The following is a 19,378-nucleotide window of genomic DNA, read 5'->3' as shown; positions in this document are numbered from 1 at the left end:
GAGTACAATCAGCGGCTTTTCCGGGCCCTCCCTGCGCCCGATGCCGGAACCCCCATGCTAATCGGTAGTTATTCCCCCGCGCTGGTGTTGATCTCACTGTGCGTGGCTATTCTTGCGTCCTATACCGCACTGGACCTGACCGGGCGCATTGCCACGGCCAAGGGGCGTGCGGTTTATCTGTGGATGTGCGGTGGGGCTTTGGCGATGGGCAGCGGGGTCTGGTCGATGCACTTCATCGGTATGCTCGCCTTCAGCCTGCCGATCGACCTGGGCTATGACCTGACTCTGACACTGGTGTCGTTGCTGATCGCAGTGCTGTCATCCGGATTTGCCCTGTGGTTGATCAACCAACCGAGCCTGCCTTTGCTGCAGCTGGCGTGCGGCGCCCTGATCATGGGTACCGGCATCAGCAGCATGCACTACATGGGCATGGCCGCGATGCGCATGCAACCAGGGATCGATTACGATCCTCAATTGTTCAGCGCTTCATTGGCGATCGCGGTATGTGCATCCGCAGCAGCGCTGTGGATCGCTTTCCGCCTGCGCCGGCAGACCCCTTACGTGCGGCAAATCCGCGGCGCTGCGGCCGTGCTGATGGGCATTGCGATCGTTGGCATGCACTACACCGGCATGGCCGCGGCAAGCTTTCCTGGGGGCAGTTACTGTGGCGCGCTTGGTACGGGGCTTAAAGGCGATGGCCTGGTCTATCTGGTGCTGATCACTACCCTCGCGGTACTCGCCGTGGCCTTGCTCACGTCGGTGCTCGATGCACGACTGGTCGCGCGTACCACCGAACTTGCTCGCTCGCTGACGCTGGCCAACCAGGAGCTGACCCAGCTGACCCTGCACGATATCCTCACCGGCCTGCCCAATCGCACGCTGTTGGCTGACCGCATCGAGCAGGCCATTGGCAAGGCGGGCGAGCAGGGCACCTGCTTTGCCCTGATGTTCATCGACCTAGACGGGTTCAAGCCAGTCAACGATGCCTTCGGCCATCATGTCGGCGACCAGTTGCTCAAGGCCGTGGCCGAGCGCCTGCGTGGCCACTTGCACAGCCAGGACACGCTGGCGCGGATCGGTGGCGATGAGTTTGTGCTGCTGGTGGAGCTGCAAGAGCCGGGGGATGCAATGGGCGTCGCAATCAAGCAGGTGAACCTGGTGTCGCGGCCGTATCGAGTGGCGGAACACGACCTGCAGTTGACTGCCAGCATTGGTATCGTGCTTTATCCAGGCAACGGCATGGACCAGCATGAGCTGCTGCGCAACGCCGATGCGGCGATGTACCACGCCAAAAACGCTGGCAAGAACGGCTACAGCTTCTTCGACGTCTCGATGAACAGCGATGCACGCCAGCAGTTGCAGTTGCTGCAGGACTTGCGAGTCGCGCTGCAACAGGGCCAGTTCCGCCTGCATTACCAGCCCAAGTTCGACGCCGTCCGGCGGGTGCCGATCGGTGCCGAAGCCTTGCTGCGCTGGGAGCATCCGCAACACGGCTTGCTGTACCCGGACCGCTTCATCAGCCTGGCCGAGAAGACCGGGCTGATCATTCCGATCGGTGAATGGGTGCTTGGCGAAGCCTGTCGGCAGATGCGTCAATGGCTCGAGCAGGGGCATGAAGACTGGCGCATCGCGGTAAACCTGTCGGCCATCCAGTTTTGCTACGCCGGTCTGGTCGACGGTGTAGCCCAGGCATTGCAGCGCAATCAGCTGCCCGCCAACCACCTGACCCTGGAGATCACCGAGACCACCGCCATGCGTGACGCGGATGCCAGCCTGCTGGTATTGCAGAGGCTGTCCGATATGGGCGTGGATATTTCCATCGACGATTTCGGTACCGGCTACTCGAGCCTGATGTACCTCAAACGTCTGCCGGCCAATGAGCTGAAGATCGATCGCGGCTTCGTCCGTGACCTGGAGCATGACAGCGACGATGCAGCGATCGTCTCGGCAATCGTGGCTCTAGGCCAGGCGCTGGGCCTGCGTATCGTTGCCGAAGGTGTCGAGACCGACAGTCAGCAGGATTTTCTCACCCGTCTGGGCTGTGACTCGTTGCAGGGTTATCTGATGGGCCGACCGGTGCCGGCAGAGCACTTCATGGCAGGGCTCGCGCCGCGCGAAGCGCCTCGGGTCAGCTAGACCGCGGTGCGCAGGGCAAGGGAGGGGATGAAAGCGGCCATTTCATCTTCGACAGCTTCAATGATGCGCTCGACATCGCTGGCGGCCATGACCGCGCTGCAGGGGATACCGGCGATGGCCAGCACGGTTTCGCCCGACTCGCGATCGAACAGGCGCACAATCATGCTGCGCGGTGCATCCATGCTGGCTTCAAAGCCCAAAGGATGGAAGTGCCAGCGCATCACCTGGCAAGCATTGGGAAACGTCATCTTGTTCACGCTTGCCTCCTCGACCTTGTTTAAGAAAGGGCTGAGTGTTGCGCTGTCAATTGGCGCCAAGGACTGTAACCTTAGCACCTAAGGCGGTAGTTTCTCGTACAAAAGATGACATTTATACCAATGCTTGACCTCGGTCACAGCTGGCGCATTGGGGCAAACGTTTTCGTCGGCATATTCAGCCCAGCAAGCCCGCGGCGATATTGATGGTGATCCCCAGAATCGCCGTATTGAAGACAAAACCCACCAGAGATTGTGCCAGAACCACCCGGCGGATGCCGCGGTCGGCAACGCCGACGTCGGAGGTCTGGACGGCCACGCTGAGGGTGAAAGCGAAGTAGTGGAAGTCCCAGTAGTCCGGGTTGCGCTCGCCATCGGCAAAGCGCAGGGGCGGTTCTGGCAGTGCCGAGGTGTAGAACAGTCGCGCGTAATGCAGGCTGAAGATGCAGCCGATCAGCAGCCAGGAGCCGGCTACGGTCAGCCCGGTGTACAGGTAGTGCACCGTCAACTCGCTACCGTGCAGGTCTTGACTGGCTGCCAGTTGCAGCACCACTGCAGCCAGGCTGGCAATTGCGGCCAGGCAGACCGCGAACAGCACCAGCCCGGCATTCTCGTCTTCGATCTGCGCGACCTTGCGAACCTTGGCCGGTGTGGCCCGCCAGCTGAGCCACAGCACCAGCAGTACGTACAGCCAGACACCCAGGTTCCAGCCGGCCAGCAGGTGCTGAATCAGGGTTTCGGCCGGAATCAACCAGCCGCCAACCAGCCCGGCAAGGGTGGCGATCGTCAGGCGAGGGTGAGAGCGGGTCAGACGGTGCAGTGCCATAGGGCCTCGCTGGCAGGGGCGGTGAGCTTCACTGTAGCGCTTTGGGCTGGCGCGGTGCATAACATCGCAAGCGTCGGTGCACACGGGCACTTGCTGGTCAGCAACGGCGTGGTGTTTCCGGTACCATCAGGGCAGCTCGAAGGGCCAAACCTGTTGCATATCAAGATGATGGCATTGATTGCAGCTTGAAGTTCAAGGAATAGGATTCATGTTTTGACCGATTCTCTGCAAAACCCCCTGTTGCAGTATCTCGCCCGGCTGGCGCCTTCCAGTCAGCTGACCATGCGCTACATTCTGCAGGACGCCGCCGACCGGCTCGGCTTCATCGACTGTGATATCGCCGACGTGCCCTGGCACCGGCTTGAGCCTGGGCACATCATCGCCTTGGTCGCGGCGCTGCGCACAGACGGTTACGCGCCCAATACCTCTTCGCTGTACGTCAATGCCGTGCGTGGGGTGATGAACGAAGCCTGGCGCCAGGGCCTGATAGGGCATGAACAGCTGCTGCGCATGCGTGAGGTCAAACCGGCGACCGGCAGCCGGCTGCCGCCCGGGCGCAATCTGCGGCGCAGCCTGATTCGTGAACTGATGGATGCCTGCGCCGCCGATCCGCGCCCGCAAGGGGTGCGGGACGCTGCGATCATTGCACTGCTGTACGGCACCGGCATGCGCAAGTCCGAGTCGGTGGATATCGACCTGGCGCAAGTCGATTTCACCGAGCGCAGTTTGCAGGTAGTGGGCAAGGGCAACCGGCAGTTGGTCAAGTACGCACCGGCCTGGGCGTTCGAAAAACTCCAGGCGTGGCTGGACTTGCGCCGTGAGCAGCTACCTGTCGGCGAAGCCGATGATGAGTTCCTGTTCAATCGCATCCGCCGCGGCAACCACATCACCCGCGCGCGCATCACCAAGCATGCGATCTATTACATCGCTCGCCAGCGCGGCGCGCAGGTCGGGGTCAAGATCATGCCGCATGATTTTCGCCGGGCGTTTATTACCCGGGTTATCGAAGAGCACGATCTGTCGATTGCGCAGAAGCTTGCCCACCATGCCAATATCCAGACCACGGCGGCCTACGACCGCCGCGATGACAACGAGCGGCGCAGGGCGGTGGATCGGTTCGACTACTGAGGCGCTTGGCTATGCAGGTCAGGCGACGTCGATCAGCACGATTTCGCTGTCTTCGAGGGCCGTCACGGTCAGCACCGGCTCTTGCTCGATGGCTAGCCCGTCACGCGTCTCCACCCGCACGCCGTTGACTTCGATACTGCCTTTGGCGGGCACCAGATAGCCCCGGCGGCCTTCATCGAAGCTGTAGCGTGCGGTTTCACCGGCCCTCAAGGTGGCGGCTACCAATCTTGCGTCGGCACGGATCTGCAAACTCTGCTCGTCTCCGCTGCGACCGCTGGCCAGGGTCACAAAGCCTTCACCGCGTTCGCCTTTGGGAAACGGGCGAACGTCCCAGGCCGGTGCTGCGCCAACACGTTCAGGGATGATCCAGATCTGGAAAATCCGCGTGTCGACCTTCTCCAGGTTGTACTCGCTGTGGACAATGCCGCTGCCGGCACTCATGACCTGCACATCGCCGGCCTCGGTACGGCCCTTGTTACCCAAGCTGTCCTCGTGGCTGATCGCCCCTTCACGGACGTAGGTGATGATCTCCATGTCACGATGCGGATGCGGCGGGAAGCCGCTGCCGGCGGCAATCAGGTCGTCATTCCAGACCCGCAGATTGCCCCAGTGCATACGCGCTGGGTCGTAGTATTCAGCGAATGAAAAATGATGATGAGCATCGAGCCAGCCGTGATTGGCGTGGCCCAGGCTGGCAAAAGGTCTGAGGTGCAGCATGGCAGTCGGCTCCCTGAATAGCGTTGGATGGACGCCATCATGCAGCCAAAAAGAATCGAATATAAGCGTAAATAACGGCTTAAAACCATCGTTTTAGTCGATGTATGGAGCTGCAGTCAATTATGCGATTCATCGGCTAATAGGCTGATGTGCAAGCAATTGCTGGCGATTTTCACCGGTTGCAGCCACCATAAGCCGATGTATTGATCGCACTGGAGTGACCGTGTCGCACGAGCTTCCCCAAAGCCCCGCCCAACTGATTCCACCTGCCCAGTTGCCCTGGTTGCGCCGTTTGGCCGCACGACTGTTGGGCCGAGGCTTGAGCCGGCTACAGGCGCAGCACCGCGACTCGTGGTTTCTCGGCCACGCCACCGGGCAGCGCAGTGGCCATGTCGATGGCCTGCGCGAGGGCTTTGAGCAAGGTCGCGCCGAGGGCTATGAAGCCGGGCGGCAAGTGCTGGTGATTCGGGATACCCGACCAGAGCACGGCGCGGGCCCTGGACAGGATACCAATCTGTTCGAAGATTGGCGTCTGCCGCTCAGTGCTGAGCTGAAGAAGCGCTTCAAGGCTGACGTTGCCCAGCGCCTGCCAGCGACCGCGCAGCCCAGCGCCGCGCAGTGGAAGCTGATCTTCAGTGACACGCCGTCGACTTGTGTGGTGGCGGGCGCGGGGGCTGGCAAATCGACCTCGCTGGTCCTGCGCATCTTGCTGTTGCGCCACTATCTGGGCTACGAGCTGGATGCGATGACCGTGGTGACCTTCACCCGCGAGTCACGGCTGGACTTCATCAAGCGTCTGCAGCAGATCTTTGCCCTCTGGCAGATCAACCTGGCGCCCGCTGCTGCGCGCGAACTGGTGCGTACTTTCCATTCGCGCATCCTGCCGTTGGTGCGCAGCTTGCCGGGGTTTGCCCAACTGCGCGCGTTCGAGAACCTGGGCAACGACAACCCGGGTCTGAGCGAAGCCGATAGCAACCCATTCGATCTGCGCCTCAATGATGCCCAGCGTCAGCAACTGAACAGCTGCTACAGCGACCTGCTTGGGGGCAGTCCGCGCTTTGCCGAGCTGATCTCAGCTCTGCGTCGCGAGGCCTTGCAGCTCAAGCCGTTGGACCCGGATCATCCGGATGTGCAAAAGCGCGTGCAAGTGACCCAACTGGCTGCTCAGCGCGATGAAGAACTGTGTGATGTGATTGAGGATCTGTGGTTCGGCGCCGGCTCATGGCCGATCAAGGGCATCGAGCCTTGCCGCGAAACGGTGCAGATCCGCGGTAGCCAGTTTCACGTGCACGGGCGCCTGGCTGGGCAGGACGCCCTGGTGGTACTTGGCTTTGATCCAAGCGAAAGCGCCCAATATCAGCGGCCCGGAGCCAAACTCAGCGTCCGCGCAGAATGGGCAGTGAAGCGCACTCTGTTTCAAGCTTTCTGCGATAAGCCTCTGATCTGGCTGGATAACTATGCCAGCGCGAAGCGCCTGGCCGCTACCTTGGCGGGTGATGCCGTGGCAGGTCCGGGCTTTGAATACAAGGTCAGTGGCGAACTTGCCCCGGCACCGTTGCTCGATGCGTTTGTCAGCGCTGCCGGCTTTATCGAAAACCTTGGGCTGGATGTCAGCGCCGCTGTGACGGCCATGAGCTTTCCTCCCGGCGACAGCGATGCAGTGTTTTTCGAGGCGTTGGCGTTGTTCTGGAAAGCGCTGGAGTCACATCTGTTGGCGCAGTCTCCGCCGGTAATGAGCTACAACCGCATGTTCGCCTTGTTTGGCGAGAACAACCCAGAAAATCTGCGGCTGTTGCCCGACCCATTGCTGCGCCCGCTGGCGCATCTGATGATTGACGAGTTTCAGGACGTCTCGCCGCAGATAGTCAGCTGGCTGCGCGCGAGCCTTGGCGAGATCCGCCGTCGTGGCGCGGCTATGCACGTTGGGCGCAAGGCTCAGCATGCATCACTGATGTGTGTGGGTGACGATTGGCAGTCGATCTACGGTTGGCGAGGCAGCTCGCCCAAGTACTTCATCGAGTTCAGCAAGACGTTCCCGTCGCCGGCCAACACGCGGGTGATGCTGGTCGACAATTATCGCAGTCAGCAGCATGTGATCGATGCGGCAGAGCATATGGTCAAAGGTATGGCGACCATTGTCGGCAAGAAAGCCAGAGCCAGTGGACCTGCCGCAGCGCTGCCACTGTCGTCGGTAAGGGTGCTTGAGCGCGACGAGGCTGCACTTGGCCAGACCGTAATCGAGCACTATCGTCGCGGCGAATCAATAATGATACTGTTTCGAAAAAGTAGCGATAAGCTATTGATTTCACAGCATATAGACGAGGCTGTGAGGATGGACTTCAGTTTGCCGATAGAGCAGCGTCGGCTGCGCCTGCTGACCTATCACAGCGCCAAGGGCCTGCAGGCAGACACGGTATTCATGCTTGGCGACTGTCAGTACCTGACCAGCTCTCCCTACAAGAATCAGGTCTACCGTCTCGCCGGGCTGGGCCGAGCCGGCGATGCGCAAGCATTTGACACGGCGCAGAAGCAAGAGGTGCAGCGCCTCGCCTATGTCGCCATGACCCGAGCGGTGAGGCACTGCTATTGGCATGTGGAAGCGGCCCGCGGCGAAATCGCGAAATTGCCACGCGCGGCTGCCCAGGTGGACGGCCGGCAGGCCTTCTTCGAAGACCTGCGGGGGACCTAGTGGCTCGGTCAGTTGTTGGTGGCTTCAAAACTGCGGGTAATGCTCTCCAGCAGGCCCTGCTCAACAGCTTTCTGCTCGCGTAGCAGCGCATCGATGGCAGCCTGGTATTGAGCCGAGTTAAGCTCGACCCTGATCAGACTGCCGCGCGAGTCGAGTACGGGTCGCTGCAGCGTTTCTTGCAACGCAGTGATTACCGAAGCAGACAGCCTGGTGACCGGTTCGTTGCTTTCATCCAGGCAGTAGTCGAGGTAATCCAGGCCCGCGCGCCAGTAATCGGTCAGGGCGAGAAACTGTTCTGCGTTCTGCCCGCGTACGCTTTGTGCCCATGCCGGCTGCTCGAGCAGCCAGGCATGCCGGGAAAGCGGATCCTGGTCGAGGCGCATTACTTCCCGGGCCACATTGCTGCGAATCGTGTCATTGAGCATCGCGACATGCTCATACAGCATGCCACTGCTGGGCTCTGGGTAGTCCAGGGTCGAAGCCAACTGCTGGCGTAATGCAAGACGAATCTCGATGTCATCGATCAGCCCCCCGTACAGCACTGTGTCTGGCGCGGCAAGCACGTCGTCGAGCGGGTCCAGACGGGGTAGAGTGATCTCATTCCCCGTGACTTCAGCGTCTTGCAATGCTGCCTTGCGCAGCGTTCGACGCAGGGCGAGGCGATCGGCCAGGCGGTCGACCTGAGCCCGCCGAAACAATCTGCGGTAGAGCCGCCACTGGCTCGCCAGCGGGCTTGCGTCACGGCTGGCGGCGTGAGTGAGGACCTGGATCTCCAAAGCACTGAAGCCATCAGTGCCGGCATCTCCGCAGGTCGGCGGGAACGCTTGGGCAACTTCGTTCAGGGCCTGACGCAGCTCGGCGTCTGCGCCAGCCTGTTCGAGCAGGGCCCAAACCCGGGTGTTCAAGGCCTCGGGGTGGCGGCGGGCCTCGGCTGACTGCACCAGGCTTTCCAGGACAGCAGAAAGTTCGCCGTTTTCCCCTTGGCCGAACAGTGCCTCCCACAGCTGCTCCTGCGCGGGCGTGGCGTTGCCTCGCCAGAACAGCTGCCATCCGGCCATCTCTGGCTCTCGCTCGTAGATGCTGACGCCAATGCTGAGCAACCGAGCACGTGTCTGCGCCTGCAGGTCGTTGTAGTTGAAGCGCCAGCTACGTCCGCCAAGCCCGGCACCGAGATCGCGGGCGTAAGGCGTGCGCAGCACGGAAGCGAGGTCGGGCACGCTGTGGATCCGATTGAAAGACAATTCGAGCATGCGCAGTTGGTACTGCGGTTGATTCATCAGCGTGGTCAACCCCTGTGGCCAGCTCTGCAGTCCGCAGTTGTACAGCGACAGGTGACTGAGACGCGCCATATAGCTCAAGTCAGGGGCGATCCCCAGCGGGTTGAAGTCAAGCTTCAGCACTTGCAGGTTGATCAGGTCCTGGAAGCGGCCAGCCAGCGCCTGATCAAGGACGATTCGGTTGCTGCTCAGATTCAGCTCGTCGATCCGCAAGGTGGCCAGGAAGGTCATCTGGCCGTCATCCAGGCGCAGTTGGTTGCGACTGAGGTTCAGAATACGCAACCTGCGCATTGCGCCCAGGGCCTGCCGGGCCGTGCTCGAAAGTTCACTCAGGCCGCAACTTGAAACCTGGAGTGCGAGCAGGTCTGGCGCGCTGCGCAGCGCAGCGTAAAGTGCTTCAGGTGGCAGCTGCGGATGACCGACCATACTGAGTTGTTCCAGCCTCGGGAAACGCTCGAAATAATCGGCGTCCAGGCGCTGCAGTTCCAGTTCGCGGATATTCAATGCGCGGATATGGGGAAAGCGCGCCGATAACCTGGGCAGCTCGGCAACGCGCATGCGCTCAAGTGTCAGTGTATCGCGTGCTGCGCCGCCTTCGCGGCGCCAGGCGGCGCGGAGCGCTTCGGCACATTGTTGGCGCTCTTCGCGGTCGAGGAAGTCAGCGTCGGCGTCGTTGATCCACTGCGCCAACTCCCGGTGAAGGGTGCGCTGCTCGACTTGCAGGCGGCTAATTGCAGTTGCCAGGTCGCCGCTTTGCGCCAACTCAGCCTGTAGTTCGCTGATCTGGCCGTTGCTCAGGTCAGGGTAGAGGGCTTGCAGCCGGCGCGCTGGCGGTGCGGCGCGAGGCCGCGGCGCTCCACGGCCACTCAGCGGGTAGCCAATGCGGCCGTCAGCCAGACGCAAGGGCGAACGTACACCGGCTGGCATGTGCTGTTGGCCGATCAATCGCGCGGCCTCGGCACGGTCTGCTGTCGCCGCGTTGAACAAGTCTGCACCACTCAGCCCCGGTTGTCGGGCCTGCAGACCTTCGATCAGCAGGCCGCTGTCGGCAGTAGCAAGAAACGGCCGGTGCAGGCCCAGGATCGCTCGGTCAAGACGCGCGCGGGCCAGCATCCGGCGGGCCTCCTCAAGCACTCGCAGGGGAATGCGACCGGTTTCGGCGGTCATCAGCTGGCGTTCCAGGCCACTGGCATGGGCCTCGATTTCTTCGCATGCAAGTCGGGGCAGGCCAGGAAATTGTTCGTGCAGCCGCACGACGGCCCGTGTGGCAGGTGTCTGAGCGCCGGGGTACAGCTTATCGAACAGATCCTGCCGGCTAGCCTCGAGCTGCTCGGCCAATCGGCTCTGCAAGGCCTGCGGGCGTTCGCTCGGGATAACATTGGCATCACTCAGTACGCTGGGGTCTTCCATCTGCGACAGGACGACGCCAGCTAGATCACCACTTTCCAGCTCACTGCGGCTGATTTGAATCACCACTTCACCCAAGGCTTCGGCCTGTCCACGGTAGAAGGTCGATGCACCCCAACGTTCACTGCCCTCGAAGATCTGAATGACATGGTCCTGCGGCCAGCCAGGCAGTTGCAGCAGTGCGGGCAGGGCGAAGTTTTTGTGCGCTGCCAACGGCCGCGCGTGGCGCACCGCGTCGATGATGTGGCTGACTTGTCGGTCCGCGTCGAGACGGGCCAAGGCATCTTCGAGCAGTGCCGGCATTTTCTTGCCAGCCACGTGCAGGTGTTGCAAGACCCCGTCTTCCAGGCCAGTGCTGCGCCAGGCACACTCCAGATCGATCTCGTCCACACTCTGCGCCACACCCCCCAGCCGTCGCAGCAGCATCAGCCGATCCCACTCCAGCGGTGAATCATAGGCCAGCCGCCAGGCTCCACTGGCATTGTGCTCAAGCGTCGGCGAATAGGCCTGCCGATCCTGCGGATGCAGTACCCGCCAGGCGCCGTCGGTCCCTTGCTGGGTCTCGTAGAAGTGTTCGTCAATGCGAACGAAGGTTCGACCGTCCACGTGATACAGGCCCGTTTCATCGGCTAACTGCATGGATGGCATCCGGATTTCGCTGGCATAGCCTGTGAGGCTTGGATACCAGAGGCGCTCTTCATCGCCCACGCGGATACTCTGCATTGCGTCGATAAAGCCGGAGGCCTTGAGGACAGCGCCACCGCCGGCGATTGCACCGACGACCGCAATATTGAGCAGGACCGATTCCAGCTGCGCGATGGCCTCGGCGTTGTCGCCGTCTTCCCAGGCACTGAGGCCCTGGAAAACACTGCCCATGATCTGCGCTGCGCCCAGCGTAAGCATGAGCGGGTTTAGCACCGGGATGAAGAAGGCGGCTACGTTAAGTATCGTCATGCCCACGTCCAACCAGTGGAGCAGTCGTTTCTCGCGCACGTTGGCGTCGATGTCGGCAGTGGGCACGGCAATGCTGCGCGCATCGCTCTTGAGCCTGGCCACGTGCCTCGCTTCGAGGGTTGACCAGGGTTGGCTGGGCAATGGCGTGAAGACGATATCCAGATGAACCGATCGCCGTGGGACCAGCGGCTGCCCGTCGTGGTCCTCGCTGTTCTCGTACAGTGCCCGCATGAGTTTGACCTTTAGCTGCGGTTGCTGGCTCTGAGAGACAAAAGCGAGCAAACGCTTGCGCACCTGCGGGTCGAGCAGTGCCTGCTTGAAGGCAGTGAAACTGTCTGCGATCGATGCATATTCCCTGATCTGATCTGTTGTCCCGGGGATGTACAGGATGGCCGGACCGTCCTCGGCGCTTCCTGCCCGAGAGATGAACATGACTTCGTGGACCGGTACGCCCAGCAGCAGGATCTGCGAGCATTGCAGTGCTTGGTCGGCGCTGGCGTTCTCAGCACTCAGCGCGTGCGCTGCGGCGGCGTTCTGACTGCTCAGCAGGCCTTTGAGGGAGGCAATGCGTGCCTGCAGTCGAAACTCGTCGCGGCGCGCCTTGATCGCGGCATCGCGGATCTGGCTGGCCTGCGTGCCGTCATAGACACTGCTCAAATGATCTTGATACTTCTGGCCCAGATCCAGCGCCCGGCAATGCCCGATGAAGTCGGCAAGGCTCAATTCCGGCAGGCCAGTGATCTGCTCGGCGCTGCTCTGCAGCCGGCTCAGGCGCGTGGTGTCTTCAGGCCCTTCAAAGTTGTGCAGGGCGGCTTCAAGCAAACTGCGCAGTTGTGGTTGACCCTTGGCAATCACCGGCAACGGCGTGGTTGGCACGCTCGGCCCACCCGGCGGGACGGTCGGTCGCTCGACCTGCGTGGCTTGATAGACATACTGTGCCTGGTCGACCGAAGTGCTGATCGCAAGCCGCTGTTGCAGTAGCGGGCGGCAGACCGTACTGATGCCCTTGAGCGGACTCAGCAACGCTTTCAACATCTGCTGGCTGCGGTCGCGCTCAGCAACTGCCCGGCGAATGGCATCCTGCTCGATGGGTAGGGCCTTGGCGTACCACGGGTAAGGCGCGCCCGTGGAATCCAGATAGTCCTTGCGTGCGCGGGTGAGCACCTGTTTGACATTGTCAGGGTGCAGCTCCTTGCTCCAGGCGGGCAGGCTACGGACGATTTGCGCGTGATGAAACGGGGGGTGCTCATGGTCGCACTCCTGTCGAATTGGAGCGCTATCGAACCCTATGGCAGATCGGCACTGGCGGTATATAACGCTGTTCAGGCGCGACGTCTGTAGCCGGCTGGCGATCCCGGCAAAGGCGATTATGCTTGAACTTACCTTGCTGCGATCCGAGGCGGTCTGCTTCGTCGTGCTTCGCGCAACCGTGATCCAAGACAAGCCCAAGGGCCAGGGTGCGGTGCTCGACTGTGTAGTACTCCGGCCTACTCATGCACGACGGAGGCAACCCATGGCGGCGATCAACAGCACATCGACGGGCAGCGCGCCCAAGCACAGCATTACCAAGGAGGAGCGCAAGGTCATCTTTGCCTCGTCCCTGGGCACAGTCTTCGAGTGGTACGACTTCTATCTGTACGGTTCGCTGGCGGCGATCATCGCCAAGCACTTCTTCGCCGGTGTCAACGAAACCACGTCGTTCATCTTCGCGCTGCTGGCCTTTGCTGCAGGCTTTGCCGTGCGCCCGTTTGGCGCAATCGTGTTCGGTCGCCTCGGCGACATGATCGGGCGCAAGCACACGTTCCTGATCACCATTGTGATCATGGGGGTGTCTACCGCAGTGGTCGGGCTGTTGCCCAGCTACGCGACCATCGGTGTGGCAGCCCCGGTCATTCTGATTACCTTGCGGCTGTTGCAAGGCCTTGCGCTGGGCGGTGAGTACGGTGGCGCCGCGACATACGTTGCTGAGCACGCACCCAAGGGCAAGCGGGGTTTCTTTACCGCCTGGATCCAGACCACCGCGACCATGGGCCTGTTTCTCTCGCTGCTGGTGATCCTTGCCTGTCGTACGGCACTGGGTACCGAGGCGTTCGAAGCCTGGGGTTGGCGTATACCGTTTCTGCTGTCGATCGTGCTGCTGGCGATCTCGGTGTACATCCGCCTGCAGCTCAACGAGTCGCCGGTATTCCTCAAGATGAAGGCTGAAGGCAAGCAGTCCAAAGCACCGCTGACCGAATCGTTCGCCCGCTGGGATAATCTGAAGGTGGTGATCATGTCGCTGCTTGGCGGCACTGCGGGGCAGGCGGTGGTGTGGTACACCGGGCAGTTCTATGCGCTGTTCTTCCTGCTGCAGACCCTGAAGATCGACCCGCAGACGGCCAATCTGCTGATTGCTGGCTCGTTGTTGATCGGCACGCCGTTTTTCATCATCTTCGGTAGCCTGTCCGACCGCATCGGCCGCAAGAAAATCATCATGGCCGGTTGCATCATTGCGGCGTTCACCTACTTTCCGATCTTCAAGGCCCTGACTCAATACGGTAATCCGGACGTGTTTGTCGCCCAGGCGCAGAACCCTGTGGTGGTGATTGCCGATCCTGAGCAGTGTTCGTTCCAGTTCGATCCGGTGGGCAAAGCCAAATTCACCAGCTCTTGCGACGTGGCCAAGAGCTTGCTGGCCAAGCGTGCGATTCCCTACCAGAACCAGCACGCCGAACCTGGCAGCCTGACCCAGATCCAGATCGGCGAGCGGCAGGTGCCCAGTTTTGATGGCAGCAGCTTGGCCAGTGCTGACTTCAAACTCCGCAATGATGCGTTCACCGCCACCCTCGGCGCCGCCTTGAAAGAAGCCGGCTACCCGGAAAAAGCCGACCCGAACAAGATCAACTATCCCATGGTGCTGTTGCTGCTGACGATTCTGGTGATCTACGTGACCATGGTTTACGGGCCGATTGCCGCCTGGCTGGTCGAGCTGTTCCCGGCGCGCATCCGCTACACCTCGATGTCGCTGCCGTATCACATCGGCAACGGCTGGTTCGGTGGTTTTTTGCCGACCGTGGCGTTCGCCATGGTCGCGGCCACGGGGGATATCTACTATGGGCTGTGGTACCCGATCGTAATTGCGCTGATGACGGCGGTGTTGGGGATCCTGTTCCTGCCCGAAACCAAGGATCGGGACATTACCTGACGCCCTGGGACTGCCTGCGGGAGCGGCCTCGGCCGGCTCCCGTCGGGCCGGTTCAGGCTATGTCAGCGCGTAACGTGAAGGCGTAAGCGGTGTCGACTGGCGCACGGTCAATGCGCCGCGCGGCAGATTCGAAGATGAACTCGAACGTGGGCTCATACAGGCCATCGCGCAGCACGGCACCGGCCAGTACCTCAACCTGGTACCAGCCGTTTTCCAGCTCGATGATCGGCCGGTTGCGCATTTGATAGCGCGCCAGTAGATCGCCCATTGTCTTGTTGGTGAAATGCTGCAGGATCCGCCAGGTGAACAGCATCACCGCACGATTTTCCACCCGTAACCAATAACCCTCTCGGCGGTGTTTGAGCTGGCTACCTGGCTGGAGCAGGGCGGCGCTGACTTCATCAAGGCTGAAGATAACGGTATAGGGCAGGTTTTCGATTCCGGCCAGAGGCAGCACCACGCCTTCCAGCACTGCCCGATCCCCGCTGTCAGTGTGGGTAAATTCATAGGCGAGGTCGTCGGGCAGGCCGTTTTCTTCCTTGAAACGAGCGAGCAGCTGGATGTCACCAAGCAGAAAATAATCAATCTGATCGTTGAGCACTTCGTTGAATTCGTAGCGCATGGGCCATTCCTTGCGTTGACGACGCTGGTGCTCAGTGGCGCTGAGCGATCTGGATCAGGTTGCCGCAGGTGTCATCGAACACGGCGACGGTGACCGCGCCGAGGTCGGTAGGTGGTTTGGTGAAGGCGACACCGGCTGCGCAGAGGCGGGTGTATTCAGCCTGGATATCCTTGACAGCAAATGAGGTGGCGGGGATCTGGTCCTGGCGCATGGCGATCTTGTAGGCTTTTGCCGCCGGGTGGTCGTCAGGCTCGAGGAGCAATTCGACGCCGTTGGGGACGTCAGGCGAGGTCACGGTCAGCCAGCGATGCCGACCCATGGGTACATCTTCTTTGGGGGCAAAGCCCAATACGTAGTGATAGAAAGCCAAAGCCTTGGCCTGATCGTCGACAAGAATACTGGTGACCACAATCTTCATGGGGCACATCCCTCTGTGACGCTATTGTTTTTATTCAAGTAAAGACGCTCGGGTGAACTTCACCAGTGCGTCTTTCAAGTAGAGGCAGCGCCGCTTTGCCGAGTTCCCTGGCGGCTGCACAATAGCGTTGCAGTGGCGTCAGCTGGACTGGGCGACGTGCCCGTCCAGCTCGTCGAGGTTGTCTTCTTCGCCAGGCATGGCGGTGATCACACTGAAGTCGCTGATTTCGATCTCGCCTTCGCCGTAGCCCAGCAGGTGGAACGAGAAGGCCTTGCGTACACTAGGGTTATCGAAATCGAACTCCAGGACCATCGGCTCGTCGGCGGTCGCGACCATTTGTTCCGGCAGGCCGACTTGCACGTCCTGTTCGAACTCCTTGGCCTTGAGCTGCAAGTGCGCGACATGGGCCGGGTCCAATGCGCGAACCTCCAGGCGAATGCGCGTGCGCGAACCTTCGGGCATTTCCAGGTACTGCGCGCCGATGAGGTTGTCTGTCCAGTCATTGTCGGCGTGCTTGCCCAAGGCAATGCGGCCGGTACCGCCAAACTGGTAGCGCAGGTTCAGCGGGCTTTGCAGCAGCGAGCGGTCAAGGGTGGTGGCCAGATCGGCCAGTTGCTGGCCGACCTCGTCGCCGCTCGGGCCAAGGTATTTGGCCGTGTCGGCGATGAAGCCTGTGCTGGCGTAGTTGCGGCAGCGCTGCTGGAAGTCACACTCGGTATAGGTGCCTTGGCCGTTTTGGTAGCGCAGCATGCCGTTGGTGAACGAGATCATCTCGCGGCCGCTATCGTACTCGCGGAACAGCGAGCGGCCGCCCAGCGCCGCCGGGATCGGCAATTCGAAGTAATCGAGAATCGACGTGGTCAGGTCGACATGCCCATAGGTGCCGTTCTTTATCTGCGGCAGGCTGGCCTGTTCCGGCGCCAGGGTCAGGTTGAAGCCCCAGGAGGAAGCCAGACGCACACCGTCGATGCCATGGGATTCATCCGAGGTAATCACGACCAGTGTGTCCTTGAGTACGCCCTCGCGCTCCAGCGTATCGAGAAACGCGCCCAGCGCATCGTCCAGATACGCCACTGCCGCCTGCTTCGGGCTGTCGAAGCGCTGCAGGTAGTCCTCAGGTGCTGAGTAGGGCTGATGAGTGCCTACCGTGAGCAGGTTGAGCATCCACGGCTTGTTCTGTTTGCGCAGTTGGCTCAGGTAGGTGTGAGCGCCTTCGAAAAACGCGCGGTCGTCCTTGCCCCAGGGGAATTCCAGATAGTTGGCGTTGCTGAACCACTCCAGCCCATGCACATCTTCGAAGCCAATGTGCGGCATGACCCGGTCCTTGGCCATGAAGCGCAGTCCGGCGCCCTGCAGAAAATGCGTGCTGAAACCCGCTTGACCCAACTGCGCGGGCAGACAGGCCTGGTTGCGTTGCTCCTGGGTCAGCAGTTCGACACCCTTGGGGGTGCCGTTGGCGAGCTTGTCATAGTCGCCGCAGAGCATCGCGTATAGCCCGCGGATGGTCTGGTGGGTGTGCAGAACGTAATCCGGAGTGTTCATGCCACGCTCGGCCCAGCGGCTGAGGTTGGGCATCAGCTCCTCGTCAAAACGGCTGTGCAAGGCCTTGCGATTGGCGCGCACGTAAGCGCCGGGAATGCCCTCTAGGGTGATCACCAGGACGTTGCGGGCGCTGCCAGGGCCATCGAGCAGCCGCGGCGCGTTGAGGTCGGACTGGGTCAGACCGGCGCTGTTCAGCGCCGGGACCGGCAAGTCGTCGCCAAATTGCTTGCTCGCCTTGCGCTGCAGATCACCCACGCCTGCCGAAAGCAACTGATGGGGCAGGTTGAATTGGCGCCACTGGTCAGCGTCGGACGGTAGCAGGTGCTGGCCGGCCCAGTGCGTGCCAAGCAAAAGTGCTGGCAGCGCCCAGGCTTTGCGCGGCAATGCCTGCGGCACGGCGCGGCGCGTCAGCCAGATGCTCGCCAGCCAGGCCACTACGGCTGCCAGCAACACCCAGGGCAGCCAGGCGTGGGCGAGGGCGCCACCGGTGGAGTTTTCCATGAATTGGGGGTCGAACAGATAATTCAGGTCGGCGCTGGCCGGCAGCCTGCCTACCGCGCTGACCAGCTCCGCCGAGGCCACCAGCAGCGCTGTCCAGGCGATCAATACGGACGCCGCCAGCCACCAGACGCAGCGGTGCAGAGCCAGCACCAGCAGGCTGCCAATGGCCAGATCGGATAAGTAACCAAATGGGTTGGACCAGCCCAACAAAGCGCGCACGCCCAAGGGGATCAATAAGACCAGTATGGTCAGCGCCCACAGCCGTGCGCGGGGGTGGCCGAGTAAAATTTTCACCAAAGCGTCCTTCCTGCCATCAAACAGTCACACAAATCTGTTGGATGATAACAGGCGTAGCTCGGCGAGGCCGGATTCGACAAGGCAAGTAACCAAAACGCGGGCCGCCGAAGCGCCCGCGTGTGCTTGCCGGATCAGAAGTAGTAAGGGAATTTCAAGCTGAAGGAAAAGTCTGGCGAGTCGTCGGTCAGGCCGATCGACAGGTTCGGCACGATGGTCAGGTTGTCGGTCGCAGCCAGGGTCATGCCGATGTTGAAGTTGGCAGCGTTGTAGTCGCTGTTGCTGATCGACTGCCAGTCGCCACCGTCAGGCTTGATCTTGCTCTTGCTGGCAAACTGGTCCGACACAGAGAAGGACATACTCATCTTCTCGTTCAGGGCAAAGGCGATACCGGCACCGATCTGCCACGAGTTGCCCAGCTTGACGTCGCCCGGCACCTTGCTGTTGGCCTGGGCACTGATGTCGCTGAACGAGTCTTCCATGTTGTAGGTATAAGACAAGCTACCGAACAGCACCGCCGGGTCGAAGGTCTTGACCAGCGAGATGCCCGGCGTGATCGCCCATACACCGTTGCCGGTCGGCAGGCTTTCGGGTACCGACAGGTTGTCGTTGGTGGGGTCGTTGACCAGCTTGATGCCGTACGGATCCTTGCCGGTCGGGGCTTTGACTCGCAGGGTGAATACCGCGTCCGGCCAGTCTTCCGATTCATCGAGGAATTTGTAGGCAACGCCGACGTTGACATCACCTATGGTCGGGTCGCGCGTCACGGTGGCATCCGAGGTGACGGGGCCGGCTCCGCCAGCGCCGCCTGAAGAGTAGGTCGACTCGCGGTACACCACTGGCACGTTTATATCGAACTGCCAACGCTGATCGAGGTTGTAGCGCGCCGTCAGGTCGAGGGTCCAGTTGTCGGCCTTTATCCGGTCCAGGTTGATGTTGCCGAGGAAGATCGAATCCAGCGCGAGGAAGCCATTGAGGGTCAGTGCACGGGTGTCGTAGTGGGTGTAGGTGATGCCGGTTTCGACGCTGAACTTGCCGCGGCCAAAGAAGCCGCTGGCCTCGTCATACAGGTTGGAAACGCTCTGCGCCGGCTCCGAGTCGTCCTGCAGAGACTGCCCGTACGAGCTACCGGATGCACCTGGCGCGCCGGCGGCTACGCTCTGGCCACCCTTGACCGATTCGGCAGGGGAACGGGTCAGGCGCTTGGGCGGTGGCGCGGCCGAGGGCGCGGCTTCAACCTGACGCACTCGTTGTTCAAGCACCATCAGCGCATTCTGCTGCGCCTCGTAGCGCTGTTTGAGCTCGATCAGTTCTTGTTTGAGCGCTTCGACCTGAGGGTCGGCAGCGGCGTAAAGCAATGTGGCCGGAGTCAGGCTACTCAGACAAACGATAGCTCTGATCGTGGTCAATCGATGCATGGGTTAGCCGT

General features: G+C 61.3%; 12 protein-coding genes. 4 read left to right on the top strand and 8 right to left on the bottom strand.

All coding sequences use genetic code 11. The features are described 5' to 3' along the window. Positions 1-54: 54 nt before the first annotated feature. Positions 55-2,136: a putative bifunctional diguanylate cyclase/phosphodiesterase gene (locus FW789_RS07275; protein WP_411563064.1), complete on the top strand. Its 2,082-nt coding sequence runs from the start codon at positions 55-57 to the stop codon at positions 2,134-2,136. Here the strand turns inward: FW789_RS07275 and FW789_RS07270 are convergent. Further along, positions 2,133-2,393 carry a DUF1652 domain-containing protein gene (locus tag FW789_RS07270; protein WP_103437485.1) on the bottom strand — a complete coding sequence of 87 codons (261 nt, stop codon included), beginning with the start codon at positions 2,391-2,393 and terminating at the stop codon, positions 2,133-2,135. The two genes, FW789_RS07275 and FW789_RS07270, sit on opposite strands and share 4 nt — an antisense overlap. A gap of 175 nt (positions 2,394-2,568) precedes the next feature. After that, positions 2,569-3,216, bottom strand: coding sequence for a DUF1345 domain-containing protein (locus tag FW789_RS07265; protein WP_186697929.1), 648 nt, complete (start codon positions 3,214-3,216; stop codon positions 2,569-2,571). 213 nt (positions 3,217-3,429) lie between these two features. Here FW789_RS07265 and FW789_RS07260 point away from each other — a divergent pair, with 213 nt between their 5' ends. Continuing rightward, a complete protein-coding gene (locus tag FW789_RS07260) occupies positions 3,430-4,344 on the top strand; it encodes a site-specific integrase (RefSeq protein ID WP_103437484.1) in 915 nt (304 codons plus the stop codon). Between the two features lie 18 nt (positions 4,345-4,362). Here FW789_RS07260 and FW789_RS07255 read toward each other — a convergent pair whose 3' ends face one another. Next, a complete protein-coding gene (locus FW789_RS07255; RefSeq protein ID WP_103437483.1) occupies positions 4,363-5,061 on the bottom strand; it encodes a pirin family protein in 699 nt (232 codons plus the stop codon). 223 nt (positions 5,062-5,284) lie between these two features. Here FW789_RS07255 and FW789_RS07250 point away from each other — a divergent pair, with 223 nt between their 5' ends. Next, on the top strand, positions 5,285-7,750 hold the full coding sequence (locus FW789_RS07250) for a UvrD-helicase domain-containing protein (RefSeq protein ID WP_446431226.1): 2,466 nt from the start codon (positions 5,285-5,287) through the stop codon (positions 7,748-7,750). A gap of 8 nt (positions 7,751-7,758) precedes the next feature. Here FW789_RS07250 and FW789_RS07245 read toward each other — a convergent pair whose 3' ends face one another. Then, on the bottom strand, positions 7,759-12,552 hold the full coding sequence (locus tag FW789_RS07245) for an NEL-type E3 ubiquitin ligase domain-containing protein (RefSeq protein WP_446431225.1): 4,794 nt from the start codon (positions 12,550-12,552) through the stop codon (positions 7,759-7,761). A 349-nt stretch (positions 12,553-12,901) separates the two neighbouring features. On the opposite strand from FW789_RS07245, the gene FW789_RS07240 reads away from it, so the two are divergent. Next, the gene (locus tag FW789_RS07240; RefSeq protein ID WP_186697935.1) at positions 12,902-14,572 is read left to right on the top strand and encodes an MFS transporter; all 1,671 of its coding nucleotides are present in this window, start codon (positions 12,902-12,904) and stop codon (positions 14,570-14,572) included. Positions 14,573-14,624: 52 nt separating this feature from the next. On the opposite strand, the gene FW789_RS07235 is transcribed toward FW789_RS07240, so the two are convergent. The 4 genes from FW789_RS07235 to FW789_RS07220 form a co-directional block, all read right to left on the bottom strand. Next, positions 14,625-15,194, bottom strand: coding sequence for a hypothetical protein (locus FW789_RS07235; RefSeq protein ID WP_101319694.1), 570 nt, complete (start codon positions 15,192-15,194; stop codon positions 14,625-14,627). A 31-nt stretch (positions 15,195-15,225) separates the two neighbouring features. Beyond that, on the bottom strand, positions 15,226-15,612 hold the full coding sequence (locus tag FW789_RS07230; protein WP_103437479.1) for a VOC family protein: 387 nt from the start codon (positions 15,610-15,612) through the stop codon (positions 15,226-15,228). 138 nt (positions 15,613-15,750) lie between these two features. Then, positions 15,751-17,949: an LTA synthase family protein gene (locus FW789_RS07225; RefSeq protein ID WP_446431224.1), complete on the bottom strand. Its 2,199-nt coding sequence runs from the start codon at positions 17,947-17,949 to the stop codon at positions 15,751-15,753. A 134-nt stretch (positions 17,950-18,083) separates the two neighbouring features. Then, positions 18,084-19,367, bottom strand: a complete 1,284-nt coding sequence (locus FW789_RS07220; RefSeq protein ID WP_446431223.1) for a hypothetical protein — start codon at positions 19,365-19,367, stop codon at positions 18,084-18,086. Positions 19,368-19,378: the final 11 nt, after the last annotated feature.

The sequence above is a fragment of the Pseudomonas sp. 1121_17 genome, assembly GCF_052850745.1.
This window is presented reverse-complemented; position numbering and strand designations above follow the sequence as displayed.

What these genes read in the sequence shown, in the direction of transcription:
- FW789_RS07230 (WP_103437479.1), bottom strand. Translation starts at nt 15,612, where the DNA reads ATGAAGATTGTGGTCACCAGTATTCTTGTCGACGATCAGGCCAAGGCT.
- FW789_RS07220 (WP_446431223.1), bottom strand. Translation starts at nt 19,367, where the DNA reads ATGCATCGATTGACCACGATCAGAGCTATCGTTTGTCTGAGTAGCCTG.
- FW789_RS07240 (WP_186697935.1), top strand. Translation starts at nt 12,902, where the DNA reads ATGGCGGCGATCAACAGCACATCGACGGGCAGCGCGCCCAAGCACAGC.
- FW789_RS07265 (WP_186697929.1), bottom strand. Translation starts at nt 3,216, where the DNA reads ATGGCACTGCACCGTCTGACCCGCTCTCACCCTCGCCTGACGATCGCC.
- FW789_RS07235 (WP_101319694.1), bottom strand. Translation starts at nt 15,194, where the DNA reads ATGCGCTACGAATTCAACGAAGTGCTCAACGATCAGATTGATTATTTT.
- FW789_RS07255 (WP_103437483.1), bottom strand. Translation starts at nt 5,061, where the DNA reads ATGCTGCACCTCAGACCTTTTGCCAGCCTGGGCCACGCCAATCACGGC.
- FW789_RS07275 (WP_411563064.1), top strand. Translation starts at nt 55, where the DNA reads ATGCTAATCGGTAGTTATTCCCCCGCGCTGGTGTTGATCTCACTGTGC.